General features: G+C 73.0%; 23 protein-coding genes, 2 pseudogenes and 1 riboswitch. Of the genes and pseudogenes, 15 read left to right on the top strand and 10 right to left on the bottom strand.

Annotation, left to right across the window (positions count from 1 at the left end; genetic code table 11):
• A pseudogene (locus AB0E14_RS07760) lies at positions 1–523 on the bottom strand (hypothetical protein); the annotation flags it as partial.
• A 277-nt stretch (positions 524–800) separates the two neighbouring features.
• Between AB0E14_RS07760 and purN the strand changes: the two are divergent.
• From purN to AB0E14_RS07775, 3 genes are all read left to right on the top strand, one after another.
• Positions 801–1415: a phosphoribosylglycinamide formyltransferase gene (gene purN / locus AB0E14_RS07765; RefSeq protein WP_362413587.1), complete on the top strand. Its 615-nt coding sequence runs from the start codon at positions 801–803 to the stop codon at positions 1413–1415.
• Positions 1412–2980, top strand: a complete 1569-nt coding sequence (gene purH / locus AB0E14_RS07770) for a bifunctional phosphoribosylaminoimidazolecarboxamide formyltransferase/IMP cyclohydrolase (RefSeq protein ID WP_362413589.1) — start codon at positions 1412–1414, stop codon at positions 2978–2980. Before purN ends, purH begins: the two co-directional genes overlap by 4 nt.
• A gap of 121 nt (positions 2981–3101) precedes the next feature.
• A complete protein-coding gene (locus tag AB0E14_RS07775; protein WP_362413591.1) occupies positions 3102–4610 on the top strand; it encodes a DUF2079 domain-containing protein in 1509 nt (502 codons plus the stop codon).
• A gap of 82 nt (positions 4611–4692) precedes the next feature.
• On the opposite strand, the gene AB0E14_RS07780 is transcribed toward AB0E14_RS07775, so the two are convergent.
• Positions 4693–5274, bottom strand: a complete 582-nt coding sequence (locus tag AB0E14_RS07780; protein WP_362413593.1) for a hypothetical protein — start codon at positions 5272–5274, stop codon at positions 4693–4695.
• A gap of 257 nt (positions 5275–5531) precedes the next feature.
• Here AB0E14_RS07780 and AB0E14_RS07785 point away from each other — a divergent pair, with 257 nt between their 5' ends.
• The 4 genes from AB0E14_RS07785 to AB0E14_RS07800 all read left to right on the top strand — a co-directional run bounded on the left by AB0E14_RS07785 (position 5532) and on the right by AB0E14_RS07800 (position 9583).
• Complete coding sequence (locus tag AB0E14_RS07785) at positions 5532–6392, top strand: bifunctional methylenetetrahydrofolate dehydrogenase/methenyltetrahydrofolate cyclohydrolase (RefSeq protein ID WP_362413595.1); 861 nt, start codon at positions 5532–5534, stop codon at positions 6390–6392.
• A gap of 2 nt (positions 6393–6394) precedes the next feature.
• Complete coding sequence (locus AB0E14_RS07790; protein WP_362413597.1) at positions 6395–7093, top strand: DUF3017 domain-containing protein; 699 nt, start codon at positions 6395–6397, stop codon at positions 7091–7093.
• A gap of 235 nt (positions 7094–7328) precedes the next feature.
• Positions 7329–8420, top strand: a complete 1092-nt coding sequence (locus AB0E14_RS07795) for a DUF2690 domain-containing protein (RefSeq protein ID WP_362413599.1) — start codon at positions 7329–7331, stop codon at positions 8418–8420.
• Positions 8421–8593: 173 nt separating this feature from the next.
• Positions 8594–9583: a malate dehydrogenase gene (locus AB0E14_RS07800; RefSeq protein WP_362413601.1), complete on the top strand. Its 990-nt coding sequence runs from the start codon at positions 8594–8596 to the stop codon at positions 9581–9583.
• Positions 9584–9673: 90 nt separating this feature from the next.
• Here AB0E14_RS07800 and AB0E14_RS07805 read toward each other — a convergent pair whose 3' ends face one another.
• Complete coding sequence (locus AB0E14_RS07805; protein WP_362413603.1) at positions 9674–10189, bottom strand: carboxymuconolactone decarboxylase family protein; 516 nt, start codon at positions 10187–10189, stop codon at positions 9674–9676.
• A 47-nt stretch (positions 10190–10236) separates the two neighbouring features.
• Here AB0E14_RS07805 and AB0E14_RS07810 point away from each other — a divergent pair, with 47 nt between their 5' ends.
• Complete coding sequence (locus AB0E14_RS07810) at positions 10237–11706, top strand: PLP-dependent aminotransferase family protein (RefSeq protein ID WP_362413605.1); 1470 nt, start codon at positions 10237–10239, stop codon at positions 11704–11706.
• A gap of 90 nt (positions 11707–11796) precedes the next feature.
• Here the strand turns inward: AB0E14_RS07810 and AB0E14_RS07815 are convergent, their stop codons facing one another.
• On the bottom strand, positions 11797–12651 hold the full coding sequence (locus tag AB0E14_RS07815) for a hypothetical protein (RefSeq protein ID WP_362413864.1): 855 nt from the start codon (positions 12649–12651) through the stop codon (positions 11797–11799).
• Between the two features lie 90 nt (positions 12652–12741).
• On the opposite strand from AB0E14_RS07815, the gene AB0E14_RS07820 reads away from it, so the two are divergent.
• The gene (locus AB0E14_RS07820) at positions 12742–13032 is read left to right on the top strand and encodes a hypothetical protein (RefSeq protein WP_362413607.1); all 291 of its coding nucleotides are present in this window, start codon (positions 12742–12744) and stop codon (positions 13030–13032) included.
• An 18-nt stretch (positions 13033–13050) separates the two neighbouring features.
• Complete coding sequence (locus AB0E14_RS07825; RefSeq protein ID WP_362413609.1) at positions 13051–14235, top strand: glutathionylspermidine synthase family protein; 1185 nt, start codon at positions 13051–13053, stop codon at positions 14233–14235.
• Positions 14236–14251: 16 nt separating this feature from the next.
• Here the strand turns inward: AB0E14_RS07825 and AB0E14_RS07830 are convergent, their stop codons facing one another.
• Complete coding sequence (locus AB0E14_RS07830) at positions 14252–14947, bottom strand: polysaccharide deacetylase family protein (protein WP_362413611.1); 696 nt, start codon at positions 14945–14947, stop codon at positions 14252–14254.
• Positions 14948–15095: 148 nt separating this feature from the next.
• On the bottom strand, positions 15096–16301 hold the full coding sequence (rocD, locus tag AB0E14_RS07835; protein WP_362413613.1) for an ornithine--oxo-acid transaminase: 1206 nt from the start codon (positions 16299–16301) through the stop codon (positions 15096–15098).
• A 108-nt stretch (positions 16302–16409) separates the two neighbouring features.
• A riboswitch (ZMP/ZTP riboswitch) is annotated at positions 16410–16500 on the top strand.
• An 88-nt stretch (positions 16501–16588) separates the two neighbouring features.
• Here rocD and glyA point away from each other — a divergent pair.
• The gene (glyA, locus tag AB0E14_RS07840; protein ID WP_362413866.1) at positions 16589–17857 is read left to right on the top strand and encodes a serine hydroxymethyltransferase; all 1269 of its coding nucleotides are present in this window, start codon (positions 16589–16591) and stop codon (positions 17855–17857) included.
• Positions 17858–17935: 78 nt separating this feature from the next.
• On the opposite strand, the gene AB0E14_RS07845 is transcribed toward glyA, so the two are convergent.
• Together AB0E14_RS07845 and AB0E14_RS07850 are read right to left on the bottom strand one after the other, a co-directional pair.
• Positions 17936–18805, bottom strand: coding sequence for a hypothetical protein (locus AB0E14_RS07845; RefSeq protein ID WP_362413616.1), 870 nt, complete (start codon positions 18803–18805; stop codon positions 17936–17938).
• Positions 18780–19394 carry an RNA polymerase sigma factor gene (locus tag AB0E14_RS07850; RefSeq protein WP_362413618.1) on the bottom strand — a complete coding sequence of 205 codons (615 nt, stop codon included), beginning with the start codon at positions 19392–19394 and terminating at the stop codon, positions 18780–18782. Before AB0E14_RS07850 ends, AB0E14_RS07845 begins: the two co-directional genes overlap by 26 nt.
• A gap of 74 nt (positions 19395–19468) precedes the next feature.
• Between AB0E14_RS07850 and trpS the strand changes: the two genes are divergently transcribed.
• Both trpS and AB0E14_RS07860 read left to right on the top strand, forming a co-directional pair.
• Complete coding sequence (trpS, locus tag AB0E14_RS07855; RefSeq protein WP_362413620.1) at positions 19469–20482, top strand: tryptophan--tRNA ligase; 1014 nt, start codon at positions 19469–19471, stop codon at positions 20480–20482.
• Positions 20483–20576: 94 nt separating this feature from the next.
• Positions 20577–21179, top strand: coding sequence for a 2'-5' RNA ligase family protein (locus tag AB0E14_RS07860; protein WP_362413622.1), 603 nt, complete (start codon positions 20577–20579; stop codon positions 21177–21179).
• Positions 21180–21192: 13 nt separating this feature from the next.
• On the opposite strand, the gene AB0E14_RS07865 is transcribed toward AB0E14_RS07860, so the two are convergent.
• A complete protein-coding gene (locus tag AB0E14_RS07865) occupies positions 21193–21948 on the bottom strand; it encodes a decaprenylphospho-beta-D-erythro-pentofuranosid-2-ulose 2-reductase (RefSeq protein ID WP_362413624.1) in 756 nt (251 codons plus the stop codon).
• 40 nt (positions 21949–21988) lie between these two features.
• The gene (locus tag AB0E14_RS07870; protein WP_362413627.1) at positions 21989–23353 is read right to left on the bottom strand and encodes an FAD-binding oxidoreductase; all 1365 of its coding nucleotides are present in this window, start codon (positions 23351–23353) and stop codon (positions 21989–21991) included.
• Between the two features lie 204 nt (positions 23354–23557).
• Here AB0E14_RS07870 and AB0E14_RS07875 point away from each other — a divergent pair.
• A pseudogene (locus AB0E14_RS07875) lies at positions 23558–24070 on the top strand (phosphatase PAP2 family protein); the annotation flags it as partial.
• A 112-nt stretch (positions 24071–24182) separates the two neighbouring features.
• The gene (locus AB0E14_RS07880) at positions 24183–25223 is read left to right on the top strand and encodes a decaprenyl-phosphate phosphoribosyltransferase (RefSeq protein WP_362413629.1); all 1041 of its coding nucleotides are present in this window, start codon (positions 24183–24185) and stop codon (positions 25221–25223) included.
• Positions 25224–25266: the final 43 nt, after the last annotated feature.

The raw sequence follows: 25266 nt of genomic DNA on the forward strand, positions 1-25266 counted from the left end.
GCGCCTGCTCGGCCGTCGCGCCCTGGCCCTGCGCCGGTCCGGCGGCCGGCGCCTGCACCTGCCCCTGACCCTGCCCCTGTCCCGGGGTCTGCGCCTTCGGCTTGGCGCGCAGCGCGCTGATCGCCCAGTACAGACCGAGGGCACCCAGGAGCAGCGCCAGTTCCGGGATCTCGAAGAGGGCGAAGAAGAAGCCCCACATGCCCGCGAGCAGGGAGTAGCGCGCCCGCCGCTGCATCGGATCCGTCGGGTCCCACTTGGGTCCCGGCCCCTGGCCCTGCCCGTCGGGCCCCGAGGAGCGCTCCGGGCGGCGGCCGAAACCGTCGGAGGAGCGGCCGGGCTGGCGGCTGCTCCAGCGGCCTCCGGAGCGGCCGGAGCCGTCGGCGGGCCCGGTCGGCCCGGTCGGCCCGGACGACGCGTCGTCGCCCGAGCCCTCCGGCCGCCGCGGCTGCCACGGCTGGTCCGGCTGCCCCTCGGGCGGCGGCGCGAACGGGTTGTTGTCGTCCGTGGACTGGCGTTCCGGCATCTGCTGAACGTCTTCCCTCTGTCGTCGCAACTGCTGTCTCAACTGCCGTCTCGGCTACGGGCCGAACCATCGGTTCGGCGCCAGGTTCAACTGCGGGCTCTGTTACGGGCTCACGTGTCGTGAACCCGACGCTACCCCCCGGCCACGCCCCCGTCCCGTGGGGGCTGTCCGGTGTGCCGGTATCGTTGCTGACGGTCGGGCCCTTCGTAGGGTTCCCCGTATCCGGAGGCACGATTCGTTCGTGCGACCGTACAAACACCACGGAAAGAGTGACCCAGTGGCCGCCGCCCGCCTCGTCGTCCTGGTCTCCGGCTCCGGCACCAACCTCCAGGCCCTGCTCGACGCGATCGCCGCCGACCCCGAGGGCTACGGCGCCGAGATCGTCGCCGTCGGCGCCGACCGCGACAACATCGCCGGTCTGGAGCGGGCCGAGCGCGCCGGACTGCCCACCTTCGTGTGCCGGGTGAAGGACCATGACAGCCGCGAGGCCTGGGACCGCGCCCTGACCGAGGCCACCGCCGCGTACGAGCCCGACCTCGTCGTCTCGGCCGGTTTCATGAAGATCGTCGGCAAGGAGTTCCTCGCCCGCTTCGGCGGCCGGGTCGTCAACACCCACCCGGCGCTGCTCCCCAGTTTTCCCGGTGCCCATGGAGTGCGGGACGCACTCGCGTACGGCGCGAAGGTCACCGGATGCACCGTCCACTTCGTCGACGACGGCGTCGACACCGGCCCGATCATCGCCCAGGGCGTGGTCGAGGTCCGGGACGAGGACGATGAAGCCGCGCTCCATGAGCGCATCAAGGAAGTCGAGCGCTCGCTGCTCGTCGAGGTCGTGGGGCGTCTGGCCCGGCACGGCTACCGCATTGAGGGACGAAAGGTAACAATCCCGTGACCGCCGAAGGTACGAAGCGCCCCATCCGCCGCGCACTCGTCAGCGTCTACGACAAGACCGGCCTTGAGGAGCTGGCCCGCGGCCTGCACGAGGCGGGTGTCGCCCTCGTCTCCACCGGCTCCACCGCCTCGAAGATCGCCGCGGCCGGCGTCCCGGTCACCAAGGTCGAGGAGCTCACCGGCTTCCCCGAGTGCCTGGACGGCCGGGTCAAGACCCTGCACCCGCGCGTGCACGCCGGCATCCTCGCCGACCTGCGCCTGGAGGACCACCGCAACCAGCTCGCCGAGCTGGGCGTGGAGCCCTTCGACCTGGTCGTCGTGAACCTGTACCCGTTCAAGCAGACCGTCGCCTCCGGCGCCACCCCGGACGAGTGCGTCGAGCAGATCGACATCGGCGGCCCGTCGATGGTCCGCGCCGCCGCCAAGAACCACCCGTCCGTGGCCGTGGTCACCGCCCCGGAGCGGTACGCCGACGTCCTCGCGGCGGCCAAGGAGGGCGGCTTCGACCTGACCGCCCGCAAGCGCCTCGCGGCCGAGGCCTTCCAGCACACCGCCGCGTACGACGTGGCGGTCGCCTCCTGGTTCACCGACAGCTACGCGGCCGACGAGGAGGCCGAGCTGCCGGAGTTCCTCGGCAAGACCTGGGAGCGCAAGTCCTCCCTGCGCTACGGCGAGAACCCGCACCAGAGCGCGGCGCTCTACACCGACGGTCTGCGCGGCGGCCTCGCCAACGCCGAGCAGCTGCACGGCAAGGAGATGTCCTTCAACAACTACGTGGACACCGAGGCCGCCCGTCGCGCCGCCTTCGAGCACGACGCGCCCTGCGTCGCGATCATCAAGCACGCCAACCCGTGCGGCATCGCGATCGGCGCGGACGTCGCGGAGGCGCACCGCAAGGCGCACGCGTGCGACCCGCTGTCCGCGTTCGGCGGCGTCATCGCCGTCAACCGGCCCGTCTCCGTCGAGATGGCCGAGCAGGTCGCGGAGATCTTCACCGAGGTCATCGCGGCCCCGGACTTCGAGGACGGCGCGGTCGAGGTCCTGGCGCGGAAGAAGAACATCCGGGTCCTGAAGGTCGAGGGCTACCCGGCCGCCATGATCGACGACATCAAGCCCATCTCCGGCGGCGTGGTCGTCCAGCACCTGGACCTCTTCCAGGCCGAGGGCGACAACCCGGCGAAGTGGACCCTCGCGACGGGCGAGGCGCTCTCGGCGGACGAGCTCGCCGAGCTGGCCTTCGCGTGGAAGGCCTGCCGTGCCGTGAAGTCCAACGCGATCCTGCTCGCGAAGGACGGCGCCTCGGTCGGCGTCGGCATGGGCCAGGTCAACCGCGTCGACTCGGCGAAGCTCGCGGTCGAGCGCGCCGGCGAGGAGCGGGCGCGCGGCGCGTACGCGGCCTCGGACGCCTTCTTCCCGTTCCCGGACGGGCTCGAGATCCTCACGGCGGCCGGCATCAAGGCGGTCGTTCAGCCGGGCGGCTCGGTCCGCGACGAGCAGGTGATCGAGGCCGCGAAGAAGGCGGGCGTGACGATGTACCTCACGGGCACGCGCCACTTCTTCCACTGACGCCGGGCAGGCGGACGAGACACCCCGGGGCCCGCTGGTGCGACCAGCGGGCCCCGGCCCTGCCTCCGTCGCTCTGGTCTAATGGGTTGCTCTTTTGTCGGCGGCTCTAGGTGGGGGCGCGATGTTGGAAGTACAGAACGGGGTGCCGGCCCAGGCCGCCGCCCCGGAGACCGAGCGCGCCGGTCGGGCCGACGGACCTGCCGGTCCCGACGGACCCGCCGGTTCGACCGGCTCCGAGGCGGCAGGGCGGGACCTCGCCGCCGCGCCCCTGCTCCCGTACGCCCTGCTGGCAGGCGTTCTCTGCGCGCTCTACTTCGTCTACTCCTGGGTCCAGTACGCGCACTTCCGCACGCCTTCCTGGGACCTCGGGATCTTCAACCAGTCCGTCCGGGCCTACGCCGAGTTCCGGGCCCCGATCGTCGACATCAAGGGCCCCGGCTTCCTCATACTCGGGGACCACTTCAGTCCCGTGACGGCGCTCCTCGCGCCCCTGTACTGGATCTGGTCCTCGCCGCTCGCCCTGCTCTTCGCGCAGGCCGCGCTCTTCGCCGCCTCGGCCGTGGTCGTCGGCCGCACCGCCCACCAGGTGCTCGGCAGCCGCGCGGCCGGTCTCGGGCTCACGGTCGCCTACGGGCTCTCCTGGGGCCTCCAGGAAGCCGTCAAGTCCGACTTCCACGAGATCGCCTTCGCCGTCCCGCTGCTCGCCCTGACCTGCCGCGCCCTGCTCCTCGGCCGCTGGACCGCCGCCGTCGCCTGGTCGGCGCCCCTGGTCCTGGTCAAGGAGGACATGGGGCTCACCGTCGCCATGGTCGGTGCCGTCCTCTTCCTCAAGGGGCAGAAGCGGCTCGGCGCGGCCCTGGCCGCCTTCGGCGCCGCGTTCTTCGCCCTCACGGTCCTGGTCCTGATCCCGGCGGCGAGCCGGGTCGGCCAGTACGACTACTGGGCCAAGATCGAGAAGTCCAGCGAGGGCGCGGACGTCCCCTTCACCCAGGTCCTGCTCAACGCGCTGGGCTCCGACGTGAAGTGGGAGATGGTCTTCTTCCTCGTCGGCATCACCGGCTTCCTGGCGCTGCGCTCCCCGCTGCTGCTGCTCGTCCTGCCGACACTCGGCTGGCGCTTCCTCTCCCAGGACCCGAACCACTGGGGGATGATCTGGCACTACAGCGCCATCCTGATGCCGATCGTCTTCCTCGCCCTGGTCGACGCGGTCCGCGCGGTCCGCACCTCGCCGCGCGCCTGGCTCGTGGCGTACGGACGGGTCGCCGTCCCCGTCGCCACGGCCGTCGCGATCGTGCTCGCCCTCGACCTGCCGCTGCGGGAGCTGCTGCGCTCGGAGACGTACCGCACGGACGCCCGGACGCTGGAGGCCCGGCAGGCGGTGGACGCGGTGCCGACGGGGGCGAGCGTCGAGACGAACGTGCCGCTCATGGCGCACCTCACCGCCGACCGCAAGGTCTACTGGGTCGGCGGGGCGAAGGGCGTCAGCCCCGACTACCTCGCCCTGGACATCTCCTCCGGCTGGTCCCAGCCGGTCACGGACCCCGTGCAGCTGGCGTCCCAGCTGCATCCGGAGGCGCGGTACGAGGTGTCGGCGCGGGCGGGACAGTTCGTGGTGCTCAAGCGGAGCTGAGAGGCGTGCGCGCCCGTGCACGCCGAAGGGGCCCGGTTCCGAGAACGGAACCGGGCCCCTTCGCTGTGGCCTGGGCCGGTGATCAGTACTGCTGGCGCGGACGGTTGAACCAGGCCGCGCCGTCGGCCTTCGCCACGAAGACGATGATCAGGATGCCGAGCACGAGGCTGATGATGCCGGCGGGCAGCGAGAAGATGCTGAACAGCACCATGAACGAGGCGTAGACGATGGTGCAGACGCGAACGCCGCCGGCGCCCGTCTTGAACTTGGCGGCGAGCACCATGCCGAGAACGCCGATGATCGCCGAGAAGATGCCGAGACCGATCAGCACGCCCTGGCCCAGGTCCGCGAACATCTCGGCGTCGGCCGACGAGGCGCCGGACCGCTCGAGCTCGCCCTCGATCGCGAACGACATGGCGATGATGGCGAGCGCGCCGATCACGTTGAGGCTGGCGATGATCCAGAGGATCACGCGGGCCGACTTCACACCGCCCGGCATCTCCATGACCGCGCCCGGGTAACCGCCCGCGCCGTACGGCTGCTGGATCGGGGGAGCCTGCGGGTAGCCGTAGCCGGGCTGCTGGCCCTGCTGCTGGGGGTAGCCGTAGCCCGGCTGCTGCCCCTGCGGCTGGCCGTAAGGGTTGTTCGGTTCGCCGAAGCTCATCGCGGGATTCCTCCGTTGGTCTGTGCGGGGACGACGCGGCCCGCGACGGAGGATCTTCTACGGCATATGAGCGGTTCGCCCCCCGGCACTGCCCGCGGCAGTTCGCCGTTATCGTCGTCGTACCGTCGACTTTTTGTCCAGTCGGTAGTCGGGGCTTTGTGCGAGTGCAACCTTTCGCGAACGGTTCCCTCCGCCTCCGCGCGGTCCCCGTGCAGGCGAATTGGAACTAGCGGTGGGTCATCCGGGAGGATGGGCCCATGAGCGCCCAGATTCTCGATGGCAAGGCCACCGCAGCCGCGATCAAGACCGAACTGGCCGTCCGCGTGGCGGCCCTGAAGGAGCGGGGCGTCACGCCCGGCCTCGGCACGATCCTGGTCGGCGACGACCCGGGCAGCCAGAAGTACGTCGCCGGCAAGCACCGCGACTGCGCGCAGGTCGGTATCGCCTCCATCCAGCGCGAGCTGCCGGCGACCGCCACGCAGGAGGAGATCGAGGCGGTCGTCCGGGAACTCAACGCGGACCCCGCGTGCACCGGGTACATCGTCCAGCTCCCGCTGCCCAAGGGGATCGACGAGAACCGCGTCCTGGAGCTGATGGACCCGGCCAAGGACGCCGACGGCCTGCACCCGACGAACCTGGGCCGGCTCGTCCTGAACGAGCCCGCGCCGCTGCCGTGCACCCCCAACGGCATCATCACGCTGCTGCGCAACCACGGCGTGGAGATCAACGGCGCGGAGGTCGTGGTCGTCGGGCGCGGTGTCACCATCGGCCGCCCGATGCCGCTGCTGCTCACGCGGCGCTCGGAGAACGCGACGGTGACGCAGTGCCACACCGGTACGCGTGACCTGTCCGCGCACCTGCGGCGGGCGGACATCGTCGTCGCCGCCGCGGGCGTGCCGCACCTGATCAAGCCCGAGGACGTGAAGCCGGGCGCGGCCGTCCTGGACGTCGGCGTCTCGCGCGACGGCGAGGGCAAGATCGTCGGCGACGTGCACCCGGGGGTGACCGAGGTCGCGGGCTGGATCTCCCCGAACCCCGGCGGTGTGGGCCCGATGACCCGCGCGCAGCTGCTCGTCAACGTCGTCGAGGCCGCCGAGCGCGCGGCCGCGGCGCTCTGACGATGACGTCGAAGGTCGTGGGCGGCGACGCACCGGGCGCGGAGGACGCGGAGGGTTCCGGGACGTCCGGGGCTTCCGAGCGGGCCGAGCGGGCCATGGGGGCCGAGCGGGCCGAGGGAGGCGCGGCTGACGCGGGCGCGCCCACGGGCACCGAGGGCGTGAACGGCGGCGTCAGCGGCGCGGACGGTGCCGAGGGTGTCGACGGCGCCGACAGCGGCGAGGGCGTCAACGGTGACGAGGGTGTCCTGCCGGCCGGTACGGGCTCCGGCCCCGGCTCCGGTACGGGCGCCCCCGCGCCGGCCGGGCGTACGCGGCGGCCCCCGTCGCTCACGACCGACACCGCGCGCCCCGAAGGCGGCGGGCGGGCCGCCGCCGGGGACGCGCCGGCCCCCGCGCGTCAGTGGCCGCTGCTGACGGTGCTCGGGCTCGCGGCGCTGGGGCTCCTGATCGTCGGTACGGACCTCTTCGCGCAGTCGTTCCGCGTCGGCACGATGCTCGTCGGTCTCGCGCTGCTCGTGGGCGCGTGTCTGCGGCGCACGCTGCCGTCGGTCGGCATGCTCGCCGTACGGTCACGCTTCACGGACATGGTCACGTACGGCGTGATGGGCGGGCTCATCGTGCTGCTGGCGCTCATGGTGCAGCCGGATCCGTGGCTGAAGATCCCGTTCCTGGAGGACATCCTCCATCTGACGATCACTTAGGACCGGCGCCCGCCCTCTCCCCCGTGGGAGGGCGGGCGCCGCTCCACAGTGAGAGTCATGTACGTGCCAATGGGGTGCAAGGTCCGCCCGTTCGTTGTGGCACGGAAGTGACCATTCCGCCACTCCGTCACTCCCGTGTACCAGCGCGTTCCGTACTCCCGCGCTCCCCCGGAAACTGCCATCCTGGGCGGGAGGGATCCTGCTGGGGGTCGCGAGGACGCGAGGGGGACCGCACATGCCTCGTTGGCAGGCGCTGCCTGACGAACTCGACCCGCGCGTGCGCGAGTTCGCCGACCGGTTACGGCGCCTCGTCGACCGCAGCGGACTGAGCGTCGCCGCCGTCGCCGACCGCACCGGCTACAGCCGGACCGCCTGGGAGCGGTACCTCGACGGTCGCCTCCTCGCGCCGAAGGGCGCCGTCCTCGCGCTCGCCGAGGTGACCGGCACCGATCCCGGACGGCTCACCGCGGAACGCGAGCGGGCCGAGCGCGCCTGGAAGGGCTCCGAGCAGGGCCCGGGAGGCGCCGGTGGCCTCGCCCCCGGCGTGAACGCCTCGACGGAGACGAGCGTCAGCAGCAGCCACAGCACCACCGCCGACCCGGAGAGCACCGGACCCACCCGAGCGCAGGAGGCCCCGGGCCCCGTCCCGGTCCCGAGCCCCGTCCCGGTCCCGGGTCGCGTCCCGGTCTCGGGTCCCGTCCCGGTCCCGGGTCCCGTCCCGGTCTCGGGCCCCGTCCCGGTCCCGCCCTCCGAACCGCCCCGCCGCCCAGCCGCCGCCCTTCGTGTGCTCCTGCTCCTCACCGGCGTCCTCGGCGCTCTCCTCGTCGTCATCGCCGCCGTCCTGCTCGCCGATCTCGGCGGCGGAGACGGCAGCGGCGGAGAGGGCCCCGGCGGCGGCGACCGGGGCTCCGCGGCCACGCGCACGCCCGGCACGTCCCCCGCCTCTCCCGGGGCCTCCGGGGCGGGTCCCGGCACGTCGCCCCTCCCCTCCGGAGTGAAATGCGCGGGCGCCGGATGCACCGGACAGGACCCCGAAGCCATGGGCTGCGGAGGCACGTTCGCCACCACCGTCTCCCGCGCCCCGGTCGGCTTCGCCGGGCAGATCGAGGTGCGGTTCAGCAGGACCTGCGGCGCCGCCTGGGCGCGCGTCACGGGGGCGGCGCCCGGCGACACCCTGCACGTCACCGCCGCCGGAGGCGGCCAGGACGTGACCGTGGGCGCCGATCCGGACGCGTACAGCCCGATGGTTGCGACGACGGACGGGACGGACGCGCGGGCGTGCGCGACGCCCGTGAACGGCACCCGCGTCTGTACGGGAGGGCGCTGACCCCAGTCGGGTGGCAGTGAGCCGGACCACAAGGGGGTGGGGGTTCGACCCGTCCCGGGTCGGATAGCCTGACCGCTGGAAAATCTCTTCACGTCGAGACACCGATCGATCAAGAAGAGCTGTCCAGCACCCGGGGCAGGGCCCCACCCGCCAGCTGTCTTACGGAGATCGCCATGACCCGCACTCCCGTGAATGTCACCGTGACCGGCGCGGCCGGCCAGATCGGCTACGCGCTGCTGTTCCGCATCGCCTCCGGCCACCTGCTCGGCGCGGACGTGCCGGTCAAGCTGCGCCTCCTCGAGATCCCGCAGGGCGTCAAGGCCGCCGAGGGCACCGCCATGGAGCTCAACGACTGCGCCTTCCCGCTGCTCAAGGGCATCGACATCTTCGACGACCCGAACCAGGGCTTCGAGGGTGCGAACGTGGCGCTGCTCGTCGGCGCGCGCCCGCGCACGAAGGGCATGGAGCGCGGTGACCTGCTCCAGGCCAACGGCGGCATCTTCAAGCCCCAGGGCAAGGCCATCAACGACCACGCCGCGGACGACATCAAGGTCCTGGTCGTCGGCAACCCGGCCAACACCAACGCCCTGATCGCCCAGGCCGCCGCCCCGGACGTCCCGGCCGAGCGCTTCACCGCGATGACCCGCCTCGACCACAACCGCGCGCTGTCGCAGCTGGCCGCCAAGACCGGCGCCTCGGTCGAGGACATCAAGCGCCTCACCATCTGGGGCAACCACTCGGCGACCCAGTACCCGGACATCTTCCACGCGGAGATCGCCGGCAAGAACGCCGCCGAGGTCGTCGCCGACGAGGCGTGGCTGGCCGACACCTTCATCCCGACCGTCGCCAAGCGCGGCGCCGCGATCATCGACGCCCGTGGCGCGTCCTCGGCCGCCTCCGCCGCCAACGCCGCCATCGACCACGTCCACACCTGGGTCAACGGCACCGCCGAGGGCGACTGGACCTCCATGGGCATCCCGTCGGACGGCTCCTACGGCGTCGCCGAGGGCCTCATCTCCTCCTTCCCCGTCACCTGCAAGGACGGCAAGTACGAGATCGTCCAGGGCCTGGACATCAACGCGTTCTCCCGCGCCCGCATCGACGCCTCGGTGCAGGAGCTCGCGGAGGAGCGCGACGCGGTCCGCGCGCTCGGCCTCATCTGAACCTGAGAGCCCGCTTCCCCCGTACGCACCGCCCCCGGCCGACACTTCGGCCGGGGGCGGTGCGTTGTCGTCGTCCGGTCGTCGGCGGCCCTACTTCTTGTACTGGCCGGGCGTGTAGTGGCCGGGCGTCATGCGGGTGGTGAGGGCGATGCGGTTCCAGGCGTTGATGACGGTGATGGCGGCGATGACCCGCGCCAGTTCCGTCTCGTCGAACTGGGCGGCGGCCCGCGCGTACACCTCGTCCGGGACGAATCCGTCGGTGACGACGGTGACCGCCTCGGTCAGTTCGAGCGCGGCGAGCTCGCGCTCCGTGTAGAAGTGCCGCGACTCGGCCCAGGCGCTGAGCTGGACGATCCGCTCCACGGACTCGCCCTCGGCGAGAGCGTCCTTGGTGTGCATGTCGATGCAGAACGCGCAGTGGTTGACCTGCGAGGCCCTGATCTTGATCAGGTGGTAGAGGGTGGAGTCGAGGTGCTCGGCCGCGGCCTGGTCGAGCCGCCGCATGGCCCGGTAGAACTCGGGCACACGCTCGCCGAAGTTGAGGCGGGGAGCGTGCTCGGCGGCGTACTCGGGCTTCACGGTCGGGGTGGTGGTCGTCGTCGTCATGCTTCTCACCGTACGAGCGGGGTGGCGCAGGAGTATGGTCCATTTCCATGGCAGATGAGTGGGCCACTTTTGGCGCCGACCTTCACCTGGACCTGCGCGGCGCGGGGGCGCGCACGGGCCTGCGAGCCGCGCTGATGGACGCGCTGCGGGAGGCGGTGCGCGGCGGGCGCCTGGCCGCGGGCGTACGTCTGCCGTCCTCCCGCACGCTCGCCGCCGACCTCGGGATCGCCCGTAACACGGTCGCGGACGCCTACGCCGAGCTGGTCGCCGAGGGCTGGCTGACCGCCCGCCAGGGCTCCGGGACGCGGGTCGCGCAGCGGTCGGTGCCACGTCGGCGGACCGGTTCGGGTGGTCCGGGCGGGCCGGTTGGTCCGGCCGGCTCGGGCGGCGCGCGGGCCGGGGCTCGGAGCCGCACGGGCCGCACCACACCGACGTACGACCTGAAGCCGGGCATGCCCGACCTCGCGTCCTTCCCGCGCGCCGAATGGCTCAAGGCCTCCCGGCGGGCGCTGACGGCGGCGCCCCACGACGCGTTCGGCTACGGCGATCCGCGCGGCCGGATCGAGCTGCGCACGGTGCTCGCCGAGTACCTCGCGCGGGCCCGGGGCGTGTACGCGCGGCCGGAACGGATCGTGCTCTGCGCGGGGTTCGTGCACGGGCTCTCGCTCATGGGGCAGGTGCTGAGGGCCCGGAGGGTGCGGGAGGTGGCGGTCGAGGCGTACGGGCTCGACGAGCACTGGCGGCTGCTGACCCGGTCGGGGCTGCGGCTGCCCGCCCTGCCGTACGACGACCTGGGCACGAGGACCGAGGGGCTGCCCGGCATGAAGGGGGTCGGCGCGGTGCTGATGACGGCCGCCCACCAGTTCCCGCTCGGCGGCGCCCTCCACCCCGACCGGCGGGTCGCGGCGATCGACTGGGCGCGGTCCTCGGGCGGGCTCGTCCTGGAGGACGACTACGACGGGGAGTTCCGCTACGACCGCCAGCCGGTCGGCGCGCTCCAGGGCCTCGACCCGGAGCGGGTGGTGTACCTGGGCACCTCCAGCAAGTCCCTCGCGCCCGGACTGCGGTTGGGGTGGATGGTGGTGCCCGAGAGCCTCGTGGGCGAGGTGGTGGAGGCGAAGGGGCACATGGACTGGTCGGGCAGCGCGCTCGACCAGTTGACGTTCGCGGAGTTCCTCGCGTCGGGGGCGTACGACCGGCACGTGCGGGCGATGCGGCTGCGCTACCGGCGGCGGCGCGACGAACTGGTGGCGGCGGTGGCCGCGCACGCGCCGCGGACCCGGGTGAGCGGCATCGCGGCCGGCCTCCACGCGGTCCTGGAACTCCCGGCGGGCCAGGAGCCGGAGGCCCTGCGCTCCGCCGCGTGGCAGGGGCTCGCGGTCCGCGGCCTCAGCCACTTCCGCCACCCGGACACCGCCCCGGCGCAGGACGGCCTGGTGGTCGGCTACGCCACGCCCCCGGACAGCGCCTGGTCGGGCGCCCTCGCGGCCCTGTGCCGCGTCCTGCCGACGACGTGACGGCGTGACGGCGTGACGACGTGACGGCGTGACGGCGTGACGGCGACGCGTCCGTACCGCCCGCAGGGAGCAGCCGGGGCCGGCCGGAGATCAGGGCGCCGGGCTCTCCGTACGGGCGTCCTCGTCCTCGTCGTCGTCCTGTACCGGCGCCTCGCCGAACCGCGCCAGGACCAGCGCGCCCGCGACCGCGATCGTGAAGCCGAGGATCGCCAGCCACGCCAGGCCCTCCCGCGTCCGGTCGCCCAGCCACACCACCCCGACCAGCGCGGGGCCGATCGTCTCGCCGAGGACCGCGCCCGCCGTCGCCGTCGTCACCGAACCCCGTTGCAGCGCCGAGGTCAGCAGCAGGAACGCGGCTCCGCCGCCGACGAGGAGCGCGTAGAACGCGGGGTTGGTCAGGTCGATCCCGTCGATCAGCCGGACCGCCACCTCCACCACCCCGAAACCGAACCCCGCTCCCAGGCCGAGCGCGAGCGCCCGCGGCCCCTCCGGCAGACGCCCCGCGAGGACGCCGATCCCGAGCACGCCGAAGGCCGTCGCCAGCATCGCCCACCGCAGCGCGTCCGAACCGGTCTCGTCGCCCTCCGTCCCCGAGGAGACGGCCAGCATCGCCAGACCCCCGCAGACGACCGCCACCGCGCCCCACTCCACACGGCTCAGCCGGGCGTTCAGCAGCCACGAGGCGACCACCGCGGTCACCGCCAGGCTCGCGGCGAGCGCCGCCCCCACCGTGTAGATGGGGAGCGAGAGCAGCGCGACGATCTGGAGGCCGAAGCCGATGCCGTCCAGCGAGAGACCGGCGAGATAGCGCCACTGCCGTACCGCGCGCAGGAACAGGGCGACATCGACTCCGCCGCCCGTCCCCGGCGTCGCCGCCCGGGCGCCGAGCGCCTGCAGAACCGAGGCCGTACCGAAGCAGACCGACGAGGCCAGCGCGCAGATCATCCCAAAGAGCACGAAAGGACTCTAGTGCGGGGCCGCTCGAACAGCGGCTTAAACTGTGCGGTCGCGACCACGGGATGGGGAGGCAGATTCATGCGCAGGCTGAGGTCGAGCACGGTCGTGCTCGGCGGTATGGGAGTGCTCGCGGCGACGATCACCTCCTGCGGATCCGAGCCCGACAAGCGGTGTGTCGACCCGCTGACGCGCGAGAAGCTCCCGAGCTACGAGTGCGAGAGCGGCAGCGGAAGCAGTGGCAGCGGCACGGCCCGCGGCTCGTACTACTACGGCGGCAGCGTCAGCGACAACAGGGTCAGCGGCGGCAGCTTCGACAAGAAGGCCGTCGACACCGGAGGCTTCGGCTGCTCCGGTTCCAGCGGCGGCTGAGCGGGCGGACGACAGGGCATGCGGCGGCACACGATCGAACCCCGGCCGGGGTGGCAGCAGACGGTGGAGGAGCAGGGGCTCGTCTACCCCCTGACCCGCTACCCCGACGGCTCTCTGCGTCCGTACTGGGACGAGAGCGCGTACTACTCCTTCACCCTGCCCGAGGTCGAGGCGCTCGAGGAGGTCGTCGAGGAACTGCACGCGATGTGCCTGGCGGCGGCCGCCCACATCGTCGAGCATGACCGGTTCGCCGATCTCGGCCTGACCGACCCGCGGCTCGCCTCCCTCGTCGCCGAGTCCTGGCGCCGCCGCGCCGAACTGCCCTCGCTCTACGGCCGCTTCGACCTGCGCTACGACGGTACGGGCCCGGCCAAGATGCTGGAGTACAACGCCGACACGCCGACCTCGCTGGTCGAGGCCGCGAGTCCGCAGTGGTTCTGGATGGAGGATCGTTTCCCCGGAGCCGACCAGTGGAACTCGCTGCACGAGCGGCTCGTTGACGCCTGGAAGCGCCAGGCCCCGCTGCTGCCGCCGGGCAGCCCGGTGCACTTCGTCCACTCCGAGGGGGACGAGCTCGGCGAGGACCTGATGACGGTCGCGTATCTGCGCGAGACCGCCCAGCAGGCCGGGCTGGACACGGAGGCCCTGTCGGTCGAGCAGATCGGCTGGGACCGGCTCTCGGGCCGGTTCGTCGACGACCGGCTGCGGTTCATCCGCAGCTGCTTCAAGCTCTATCCATGGGAGTGGCTGGCCACGGACCGCTTCGGTCCGTACGTCCTGGACACGCTCGACAACGGCGGCGGTACGGGCACGACCTGCTGGATCGAGCCCGCGTGGAAGATGCTGCTCTCCAACAAGGCGCTGCTGGCGATCCTCTGGGAGCTGTACCCGGGCCACCCGAACCTGCTGCCCGCCTACCTCGACGGCCCGCGCGAACTCGCCGAGCGCGGCGGCTATGTCACCAAGCCGCTCCTGGGCCGCGAGGGCGCGGGCGTCACCGTCCACGAGCCGGGCTCGGCGCCCGTCGCGCGCGACGAGCCCTGCTGCTACCAGGAGTTGGCCCCGCTGCCGGACTTCGACGGCAACCGGGTGGTGCTCGGCGCGTGGGTCGTCGAGGACGAGGCGGCGGGGCTCGGCATCCGGGAGTCGGCGGGCCTGATAACGGACGAGTACGCCCGCTTCCTGCCGCACGTCATCCTCTGAGTCCTGCTGAGGGCTGTTACTCCGGTACGTACTCCCTGAGCGGCGCGGGCTTCAGGCCGGCCGCCTCCGCGGCGGCCAGGGCGCGGGTCAGATCCTGTTCCAGCGTCTCGTTGAAGTGCAGCAGGATGATGTCGCCGGCCTTGAGGGTGGGCGTCGGCGGGGTCCACTGGCCCCAGGTGGTCAGGTCGTACGTCCAGGTCACCAGGGCCTTCGCGCCGCAGGCGCGGGCGGTGGTGCGGGTGGTCTCGTCGTACGTGCCGTAGGGCGGGCGGAGCAGCCGGGGGCCGTCGCCGAACTCGGCAAGGTGCTGGTCCCGCGCGCCGCAGACCTCCGCCTTCTGGCCTGCCGCGTCGAGCCCGGTCATGTCCGGGTGGTTGACGGTGTGGTTCTCGACCCGGGAGCGGCCGTGGTCGAGGAGCGTGTGGAAGTAGCCGGAGTCGTACGAGTAGGCGCCCGGGAGCAGGAACAGCGAGGCGGGCACCCGGCGGTCGATGAGGATCTTGGCGGCGGCGGGGTCGTGGAACCAGCCGTCGTCGATGGTGATGAAGACGACCGGGTCGGTGGTCTCGACATGGGACACGACGGGGACGGGCGCGGGCCAGGCCGCCGTCGGGGCGGCCTGCGCGGGGCCCGCGAACGCGCCGAGCAGCGCGAGCGGGACGAGCACGGCGAGTGCGCCGCGCAGCGCGCGGCGGGGGCGAGGTCTCGGCATGGCGGCATCATTGGCCTAGACCAACTGTGCTGTCAATGCCCCGAGTTGCCCCGCCCCCGCCCCAAGAACCGGACCCGCCCGGTCCACCGGCCCAGGCCGGTGAGGCCGTTCACCGGCGCCCGGCGCCCGGCGCCCTGCGTCCGGCCGGTCAGCCCGCGAGTACCGCCCGCAGTTGCTCCAGGCCCCAGTCCAGGTCCTCCTTGCTGATCACCAGCGGCGGGGCGATCCGGATCGTCGAGCCGTGCGTGTCCTTCACCAGGACACCCCGCTCCATCAGCTTCTCCGAGATCTCCCGGCCCGTGCCGCGGGACGGCGCGATGTCCACGCCCGCCCAGAGGCCGCGGCCCCGCACCGCCTCGACCGCGCCGCCGCCCACGAGCAGGCCCAGCTCCGCGTGCAGATGCTCGCCCAGCTCCGCCGCCCGCTGCTGGTACTCGCCCGTCCGCAGCATCGCGATCACCTCCAGGGCCACCGCGCACGCCAGCGGGTTCCCGCCGAACGTCGACCCGTGCTCGCCCGGCCGGAACACCCCGAGCACGTCCCGGTCGGCGACCACCGCCGAGACCGGGACGACCCCGCCGCCCAGCGCCTTGCCGAGGACGTACACGTCCGGCACCACACCCTCGTGCTCGCACGCGAACGTCCGCCCGGTCCGGCCGAGGCCCGACTGGATCTCGTCCGCGATGAACAGCACGTTCCGCTCCCGGGTCAACTCCCGGACCCCGCGCAGGTATCCGGCCGGCGGGACGAGCACCCCCGCCTCGCCCTGGATCGGCTCGATCAGCACCGCCACCGTGTGGGCGGTCACCGCCGCCTCCATCGCCGTCAGATCGCCGTACGGCACGATCTCGAAGCCCGGCGTGTACGGGCCGTAGTGGTCGCGGGCCTCGTGGTCCGTGGAGAAGCTGACGATCGTCGTCGTCCGGCCGTGGAAGTTGTTCGCCGCGACCACGATCTTCGCGTGCCCGTCCGGCACGCCCTTGACCTCGTACCCCCACTTCCTGGCGGTCTTCACCGCCGTCTCGATCGCCTCCGCGCCCGTGTTCATCGGCAGGACCATGTCCTTGCCGCACAGCTCCGCGAGCCGGGTGCAGAACTCCGCGAAGCGGTCGTGGTGGAACGCCCTCGACGTGAGCGTCACCCGCTCCAGCTGCGCCCGCGCCGCGTCGATCAGCCGACGGTGGCCGTGCCCGAAGTTGAGCGCCGAGTACCCGGCGAGCATGTCGAGATAGCGGCGCCCCTCGACATCGGTCATCCAGGCCCCGTCGGCCGTGGCGACGACGACGGGCAGGGGGTGGTAGTTGTGCGCGCTGTGCGCCTCCGCGGAAGCGATCGCGTCTTGCGTACTCGACACGGGATCTCCGTTCGTCCTGCGGCCAGGGGCGGGTGTGGCTCCCTTTCCTATCGTCGCTCGGATACTGGACGAAGAAACCTTGAGCGACGGCGCGCCCGCTAATGTGGAAACACGCACGGCGACTGGCGTACGGGGAATCGACCCTGGGGGAGCCGTGCGCGGCAGACCACACGCGGTGCCGCCCGCCTGGGCACCACAAGGACCCCGTCCCGTGTGGTGCCGCGCCGAATCGCACGCACCGCTCCGGGACCCGCCGCCGCAACGCCCGGAGGAACGCCATGAGCGACATGACGAGCACCGCCCACCACCCCGCCCTCTCCGCCGCCGACCCCGAACTCGCCGCGCTCGTCGGCGCCGAGGAGCGGCTGCAGGCCGAGACCCTGCGGCTGATCCCCAGCGAGAACTACGTCTCCGCCGCCGTCCTCGAGGCCTCCGGCACGGTCCTGCAGAACAAGTACAGCGAGGGCTACCCCGGCCGCCGGTACTACGAGGGCCAGCAGAACATCGACCAGGTCGAGACCCTCGCCGTCGAGCGGGCCAAGGCCGTCTTCGGCGTCGACCACGCCAACGTCCAGCCCTACTCCGGTTCTCCCGCCAACCTCGCCGTCTACCTCGCCTTCGCCGAGCCGGGCGACACCGTGATGGGCATGGCCCTGCCGATGGGCGGCCACCTCACCCACGGCTGGGGCGTCTCCGCCACCGGCAGGTGGTTCCGCGGCGTGCAGTACGGCGTGCGCCAGGACAACGGGCTCGTCGACCTCGACCAGGTCCGTGAGCTCGCCCTCAAGGAGCGCCCGAAGGTGATCTTCTGCGGTGGCACCGCGCTGCCCCGCACCATCGACTTCGCCGGCTTCGCCGAGATCGCCCGCGAGGCCGGGTCCGTCCTCGTCGCCGACGTCGCCCACATCGCCGGCCTGATCGCGGGCGGCGCCCACCCCTCGCCGGTGCCGTACGCCGACGTCATCTCGACGACCACCCACAAGACCCTGCGCGGCCCGCGCGGCGCCATGCTGATGTCCCGCGAGGAGCACGCCAAGGCCCTCGACAAGGCCGTCTTCCCCGGCCTGCAGGGCGGCCCGCACAACCAGACCACCGCGGCCATCGCCGTCGCCCTGCGCGAGGCGTCCCAGCCCTCCTTCCGCGACTACGCCCACGCGGTCGTCGCCAACGCCAAGGCCCTCGCCGAGGCGCTGCTCGCCCGCGGCTTCGACCTGGTCTCCGGCGGCACCGACAACCACCTGATCCTGATGGACCTCACCCCCAAGGAGGTCCCCGGCAAGGTCGCCGCCAAGGCCCTCGACCGCGCCGGGATCGTCGTCAACTACAACACCGTCCCCTACGACCCCCGGAAGCCCTTCGACCCCTCCGGCATCCGCATCGGCACCCCGTCCCTCACCTCCCGCGGCCTCGGCACCGCGCACATGACCCAGGTCGCCGACTGGATCGACCGGGGCGTCGCCGCCGCCGGCTCCGGCGACGAGGACGCGCTCCGCACGATCCGCGCCGAGGTCGCCGAGCTGATGGCCGCCTTCCCCGCCCCGGGCCTCCCGGTCTGACCCGACGCCGAGCGAACCGGCCGGACCTCCGGCCGTCGAGCCGTCCCGCCGTCGCGGTCCGGCCCGGTCGGCGGGCGCTCAGCCCGCCGACTCGGCTATGCGGCGGGCCTCCGCCAGGGACGGCTCGCCCTCGAGCCGCAGGGTCAGGGCCCCGGCGTTCCTCGTCCAGAGGAGCGTGGGGCCCGCCGTGCGGACGGAGTGCGTCCACTCCTGGCCGGTCGGGTCCGTCAGCGGGACGCTCAGCAGATGCGGCTCGGCGAACCAGTAGCCCTCCGCGCCGTCCGGCAGGTCGACCCACTCCGGCTGGGTCCGCACCTGCTTGGCGAAGCCCGGGTCGAGCCGCGCCGGGAACGCGTCGAGACGGACCGTCCCGCCGTCCTTCCCGCGCCAGCACAGGCTGATCACCGCTCGCCCCAGCTCCGCCGAGCCGGTCACCGACACCGCGTCCGGAGGGCCGAGGGCGCTCGGTATCAAGGGCTCGAACCCCGCCCGGCGCTCGGCCTCCTCCAGCGGGACGGCCCCTTCGCACCCCGGGACCTCCGTGCCCGGCGACGGACGCGCCCCCGGGTCGTATCGGACCTCGACCCCGCCGAAGCCGAACCACTCGGCCACCGTCGCCCGCACCGGAGGCGTGAGCACAAGGACCACCAGGAGCCCGGAGACCGCCGCGAGCAGCGCCTTCCAGCGCCGGCGCGCGGACCCGCGCAGGGCGTCGAAGCGCCGCCGCCGCACCGGCGTCGGCACCTGCTCCGCCAGGAGCTGAGCGAGCACCCGCTCGGCCATGGTCTCCCCGCCGACGTCCGGCACCCTCAGCCGCCGCCCCAGCTCCCGCAGCTCCTCCGGCAGCCCGTCCCCGGGCCCGCCAGGGGACCCGTCACCGCGCGCGCCAAGGGACCCGTCCCCGGGCCCGCCCGCAGGCCCGTCACCGTGCGCCCGCTCGTCCGTCATGCTCCTCACCTCCTTCCTCTGCCTCCAGCACGAGCCCGAGCTTCTTCAAGGCCCGGCTCAGCCGGGACTTCACCGTGCCGCGCGGCCAGCCCAGCGCTGCCGCGGTCTCCGTCTCGTCCAGCTCCAGCAGATAGCGGTGGATCACCACCTGCCGATGGTCGTCGCCAAGACCGTCCAGTGCGCCGAGCAGCTGAAGGCGTCTCTCCCGCTCCTCGGCCGCGACCGCCGGATCCGCCCCCTCCGGTATCAGCGGCTCCGCGGCGAGCAGCTCCGCCTCCCGGCCCGCGACCGCCCGCTGCCGGCCCGCCGCGCGCACTGTGTTCCTCGTCTCATTGGCCACGATCCGCAGCAGCCACGGGCGGAAGGCCGCCCCCTCCTTGAACCGCCCCAGCGACCGGTACGCCTTGAAGAAGGCCTGCTGCACCACGTCCTCGGCCTCCGCGCCCGCGCCGTACGCAACCGCCGCGCGCAGCGCGACCGCCGTGTGGGCGCGGACCAGCGACGCGTACGCCTCCGCCTCCCCGGCGCGCACCCGTGCGATCACCGCCGACTCGTCCACGACGCACCGGCCCCCCTCCAGCGTCCTCACACCTTGAATACACCGGCCGACCCCGATCGGTTCCCAGTCCGGGAACGCCCGACGAACCTGAGAGAATGTGAGGCATGGCCTCTGACAGTCCCCGTGTGCTCTCCGGAATCCAGCCCACCGCAGGCTCGTTCCACCTCGGCAACTACCTCGGTGCCGTCCGCCAGTGGGTCGCGCTGCAGGAGACCCACGACGCCTTCTACATGGTGGTGGACCTGCACGCGATCACGGTTCCGCAGGACCCGGCCGAGCTCCGCGCGAACACCCGGCTCGCCGCCGCGCAGCTGCTCGCCGCCGGTCTCGACCCGGAGCGCTGCACCCTCTTCGTCCAGAGCCATGTGCCCGAGCACGCGCAGCTCGGCTGGGTGATGAACTGCCTCACCGGCTTCGGCGAGGCCTCCCGCATGACCCAGTTCAAGGACAAGTCGTCCAAGCAGGGCGCCGACCGGGCCACCGTCGGCCTCTTCACGTACCCGATCCTCCAGGTCGCCGACATCCTGCTCTACCAGGCCGACCAGGTCCCGGTCGGCGAGGACCAGCGCCAGCACATCGAGCTGACCCGCGACCTCGCGGAGCGGTTCAACGGGCGCTTCGGCGAGACGTTCACGATCCCGGCGCCGTACATCCTCAAGGAGACCGGGAAGATCTACGACCTGCAGGACCCGACGATCAAGATGAGCAAGTCGGCGTCCACGCCGAAGGGTCTGATCAACCTGCTCGACGAGCCGAAGACGACGGCGAAGAAGGTCAAGAGCGCGGTCACCGACACCGACACGGTCATCCGCTTCGACCCGGAGAACAAGGCCGGCGTCTCCAACCTGCTCTCGATCATGTCCACGCTCACCGGGACGAGCATCCCCGAGCTGGAACAGAGCTACGAGGGCAAGATGTACGGCGCGCTGAAGACCGACCTGGCCGAGGTCATGGTGGACTTCGTCACGCCGTTCCGGACCCGTACGCAGGAATACCTGGACGACCCGGAGACGCTGGACTCGCTCCTGGCCAAGGGCGCGGAGAAGGCGCGGGCGGTCGCCGCCGAGACCCTGGCGCAGACGTACGAGCGGGTGGGCTTCCTGCCCGCCAAGCACTGAGTCCAAGGACCCTGGCCACAGGGGTGGTGCAGGCCGCACACTGGCGGCTGCACCACCACCGTCCCGAATCGACACGACACCGGAGGAGAACGACGTGGGGACCGTAACGCTCGGCGTTTCGATCGCGGTCCCGGAGCCCTACGGCAGCCTGCTCCAGGAGCTGCGCGCCGGCTTCGGGGATCCCGCCGCGCACGGCATCCCCACGCACGTGACGCTCGTCCCGCCGACCGAGGTGGACGCCGAGCGGCTCCCCGCGATCCAGGCGCACCTCGCCGAGGTCGCCGCGGGCGTCCGCTCCTTCCCGGTGCGGCTGAGCGGCACGGGAACGTTTCGCCCGCTCTCCCCGGTCGTGTACGTGACGCTCGCCGAGGGCGTCTCGTCCTGCGGCTGGCTCCAGGAGCGGGTCCGGGACGAGTCCGGGCCGCTCGTGCGCGAGCTGCAGTTCCCGTACCACCCGCACGTCACCGTCGCCCACGGCATCGCCGAGGAGGCGATGGACCGGGCCTACGCGGAGCTGGCCGACTTCGAGGCCGCCTGGACCTGCTCCTCCTTCGCCCTGTACGAGCAGGGTGAGGACGGGGTGTGGCGCAAGCTCCGCGTCTTCGAGTTCGGCGACAGCCACGGTGCCGCCGGGGTCCCCGCGGTCCCCGCCCAGGGCTCCTCGCCCGTCGACGAACCCACCCCGGCGGCGGGCTGACGCCCCACCTCGGTCAGACCGGCAGGCGGCGGAACAGCGGCCTCGGCACGTGCCGCAGGGCCGACATCACCATCCGCAGCGCGCCCGGCACCCACACGGTCTCCGAGCGCCGCCGCAGCCCCAGCTCGATCGCCAGGGCGACCTCCTCCGGAGTCGTCGCCAGCGGTGCCTCCTCACGCCCTTCCGTCATCCGGGACCGTACGAATCCCGGGCGTACGACCATCACGTGCACCCCGGTCCCGTACAGCGCGTCCCCGAGCCCCTGGGCGAACGCGTCGAGACCCGCCTTGGACGAGCCGTAGATGAAGTTCGCGCGGCGGGCGCGCTCGCCGGCCACCGACGACAGCACCACCAGCGAGCCGTGCCCCTGCGCCTGGAGCGCCGCCGCGCAGATCAGCCCCGCCGAGACCGCGCCCGTGTAGTTCGTCTGGGCGACCCGGACGGCGGCGAGCGGATCGGCCTCGTCGTGCGCCTGGTCGCCGAGGATCCCGAAGGCGAGCAGCACCATGTCGATGTCGCCCTCCGTGAAGATCTTGCCGAGCCGCTCCGCGTGCGACTCGGTGTCGAGCGCGTCGAACGGCACGGTGCGCACGTCCGCGCCCAGCGCGCGCAGCGAGTCGGCGGCGGCCTCCAGGGCGGGGGTGGGGCGTCCGGCCAGCCAGACCGTACGGGTGCGGCGGGCGATCAGCCGGCGGGCCGTGGCGAGCCCGATCTCGGACGTGCCGCCGAGCAGGAGCAGGGACTGCGGGGTGCCGAAGGCGTCCTTCATGACGGTCAAACTCCTCGGAGAGAGCGATTCGGAGAGCGATTCACAGGGCGAGGCGACGGGACAGATCGGACGTGAAGACGGACCGGGGGTCGAGCGTGGCGCGCAGCGCGCGGAAGTCGGCGAGCCTCGGGTACATCGCGTGCAGCAGCTCGGGCCGCAGCCGCGAGTCCTTCGCGAGGTAGACCCGGCCGCCCGCGTCCGCCACCTCCTCGTCCAGCTCGTCGAGGAACGCGCCGAGGCCGGAGAGCCGGGTCGGGATGTCGAGCGCCAGCGTCCAGCCGGGCACCGGGAACGACAGCCAGCCGGGGTCGGCCGCGCCGAAGCGCTTCAGGACGGCGAGGAACGACGGGCAGCCGCGCCGAGCGATCCGCCGCACGATCCGGCGCAGGGTCTCCTCGTGCCCGTGGCCGACGACGAACTGGTACTGGACGAAGCCGCCCCGGCCGTAGATCCGGTTCCAGTGCGGGACGCCGTCCAGGGGGTGGAAGAACGTGGACATCCGCTGGAGTTCGCCGGTGCGGCGGCGGGGCGCCCCCCGGTACCAGAACTCGTTGAACAGGCCCACGGTCGTGCGGCCGAGCAGCCCCTCGGGGAGGAGCGCGGGCGCGGCGGGCAGTTGCCCCGGGTGGAAGGCGAGGGGCGCGCGGCGCGCGCGGCGGTCCCGGACGGGGATCGCGTCGTACGGGGCGTGGTCGCCGCGGGTGAGGACCGACCGGCCGGTGGCGGCGCCGCGCGCGAGGAGGTCGATCCAGGCGACCGAGTAGCGGTACCGGTCGTCGGTGGCGGTGAGGCGGGCCATCAGGTCGTCGAGGTCCGTGGCGCGTTCGGTGTCGACGGACATGAGGGAGGTCTCGACGGGCAGCAGCCGGAGGGTCGCGGAGAGGACGACACCGGTCAGGCCCATGCCGCCGGTCGTGGCGTCGAAGAGGTCGGTGCCGGGGACGACGGTGTGGATCTCGCCGTCGGCGGTGAGGAGTTCGAAGGAGGTCACATGGCGGCCGAAGGAGCCCGAGACGTGGTGGTTCTTGCCGTGGATGTCGGCGCCGATCGCCCCGCCGACGGTGACGTAGCGGGTCCCGGGGGTGACCGGGACGAACCAGCCGAGCGGGAGCAGGACCTCCATCAGCCGGTGCAGGCTGACGCCCGCGTCGCAGACGACGGTGCCCGCGACGGCGTCGACGGTACGGATCCGGTCGAGGCCGGTCATGTCGAGGACGGAGCCGCCGGCGTTCTGCGCGGCGTCGCCGTAGGCCCGGCCGAGGCCGCGCGCGATCGAGCCCCGGGCGCCGCAGGCGCGGACGGTCTCGGCGGCCTCCTCATAGGTGCGGGGGCGGTGCACGCGCGCGAGGGTGGGGGCGGTGCGACCCCAGCCCGTGAGGGGCTCGACATCGGTGTGGGCAGCCATGAAGGCGACCGTATAGCCCGGTCTATGCGTTATGCCGGGTATGCCCGGCGGTTCGTCGAAATGGGTGATTAAAGGAGTGTCAGGAAAGATTGCCGTGCGGTCACCGATCCGCCGGGCCAGAGTCACCCCTGGTCGACCACCAGCGCGACCACAGCTCGACCGGGGCGACGGCGGAGTCGCCCCGCATCCGGGGAGGCGGAGCCGATGCGACACGCGGACGTGGCCGGGGCGGAGAGGCGCTTGCTCGCGGCCCTGCGCGGCTGCGGGCAGCGCGCGCCGGTGGCGACGGCGGCCCGCGCGCTGTCGCTCGGCGGCGAGCACGGCGCCCTCTGGCTCGCCGCCGGGCTCACCTGCGCCGCACTGGACCCGGAACGCCGAGCGGGCTGGCTGCGCGGCACGGCCCTGATCGCCGGGGCGCATCTGGCCAGCATGGGCGTCAAGCGGGTGGTACGGCGGCCACGGCCGGGCGCGGCGGAGTACGCGCCCCTGGTCCGCACGGCGGGCCGGCACTCCTTCCCCAGCTCCCACGCGACCTCCGCCGTCGCGGCGGCCGTCGCCTTCGGCGCCCTCCACCCGGCGGCCCGGCGCCTCGCCGCCCCCGTGGCGGCCGCGATGTGCGCCTCCCGCCTGGTCGTCGGCGTCCACTACCCGACGGACGTGGCCGCGGGCGCCCTCCTGGGCGCCGTGACGGCCGGCCTGGGCCGCGCCTGGCTCCGGGCGCCCGGACCCGCGTGCACACCGCCCCACGCGCGCGTGACGCCGGTCCCCCTGGCGGCGCCGAGCCTCCTGAAAGCCGCCGCCTCCCGGCCGGTGAGCCCCGGAGGCGTCCATGGCTGACCACGGCGGCACCGGCCTCTCCGACGGCCTTCCCAACAGCCTTCCCCACCGCCTTCCCAGCGGCCTCCCGACCGGCCGCACCGCCGTTCTCGACACCCCCGTCCCGGCACCGGAACGGCAGCGCGGACGCACCGGACCCGGCCGCCGGGCGGCCGCCACGGCAGCCGGACTCGTCAGGACCGCGCGGCCCCGGCAGTGGGTCAAGAACGTGCTCGTCCTCGCCGCGCCCGTCGCCGCGGGAGAGCTCGTCTCCTGGCACACGGCCGCCCGACTCGCCCTCGTCTTCGCCCTGTTCACGGCCGCGTCCGCGGCCGTCTACCTCGTCAACGACGCCCGCGACGCCGCCGCCGACCGCGCCCATCCCGTCAAGTGCCGCCGCCCCGTCGCCGCCGGACTCGTCCCCGTACCCCTCGCCTACACCGCGGGGACCCTCCTCGCCCTCGGAGCGGCCGGCGCGAGCGCGGTCCTGTGCAACCCCATGACCGCCGCTCTCCTCATCGCGTATCTCGTCATGCAGGGCGCGTACTGCCTGCGCCTCAAGCACGTCCTCGTCGTCGACCTCGCCGTCGTCACCACCGGCTTCCTGATGCGCGCGATGATCGGCGGGGTCGCGCTCGCGATCCCGCTCTCCCGCTGGTTCCTGATCACCACCGGATTCGGCGCGCTCTTCATGGTCGCCGCCAAGCGCTACTCCGAAGCCGTCCAGATGGAGGCCGCGCGGGGCGCCACGCGCGCGTTGCTCACCCAGTACACGACCGGCTACCTGCGCTTCGTCTGGCAGCTCGCCGCCGGAGTCGCCGTCCTCGGCTACTGCCTGTGGGCCCTGGAGAGCGGCGGCGTCGCCACCGGCTCGCTCCTGCCCTGGCGTCAGCTCTCCATGATCGCGTTCATCCTCGCCGTGCTGCGCTACGCCGTCTTCGCCGACCGCGGCACCGCCGGAGCCCCCGAGGACGTCGTCCTGCGCGACCGCCCGCTCGCGGTCGTCGGCCTGGTGTGGGCGGCGATGTACGGCATGGCGGTCGCGGACGTGTGAGGCCGCCGGCCGCACGCGGTATCGGCACGAGATCAAGGGGTAC

Origin of the sequence: Streptomyces sp. NPDC047981, from assembly GCF_040653315.1 — a bacterium.
Taxonomy (GTDB): domain Bacteria; phylum Actinomycetota; class Actinomycetes; order Streptomycetales; family Streptomycetaceae; genus Streptomyces.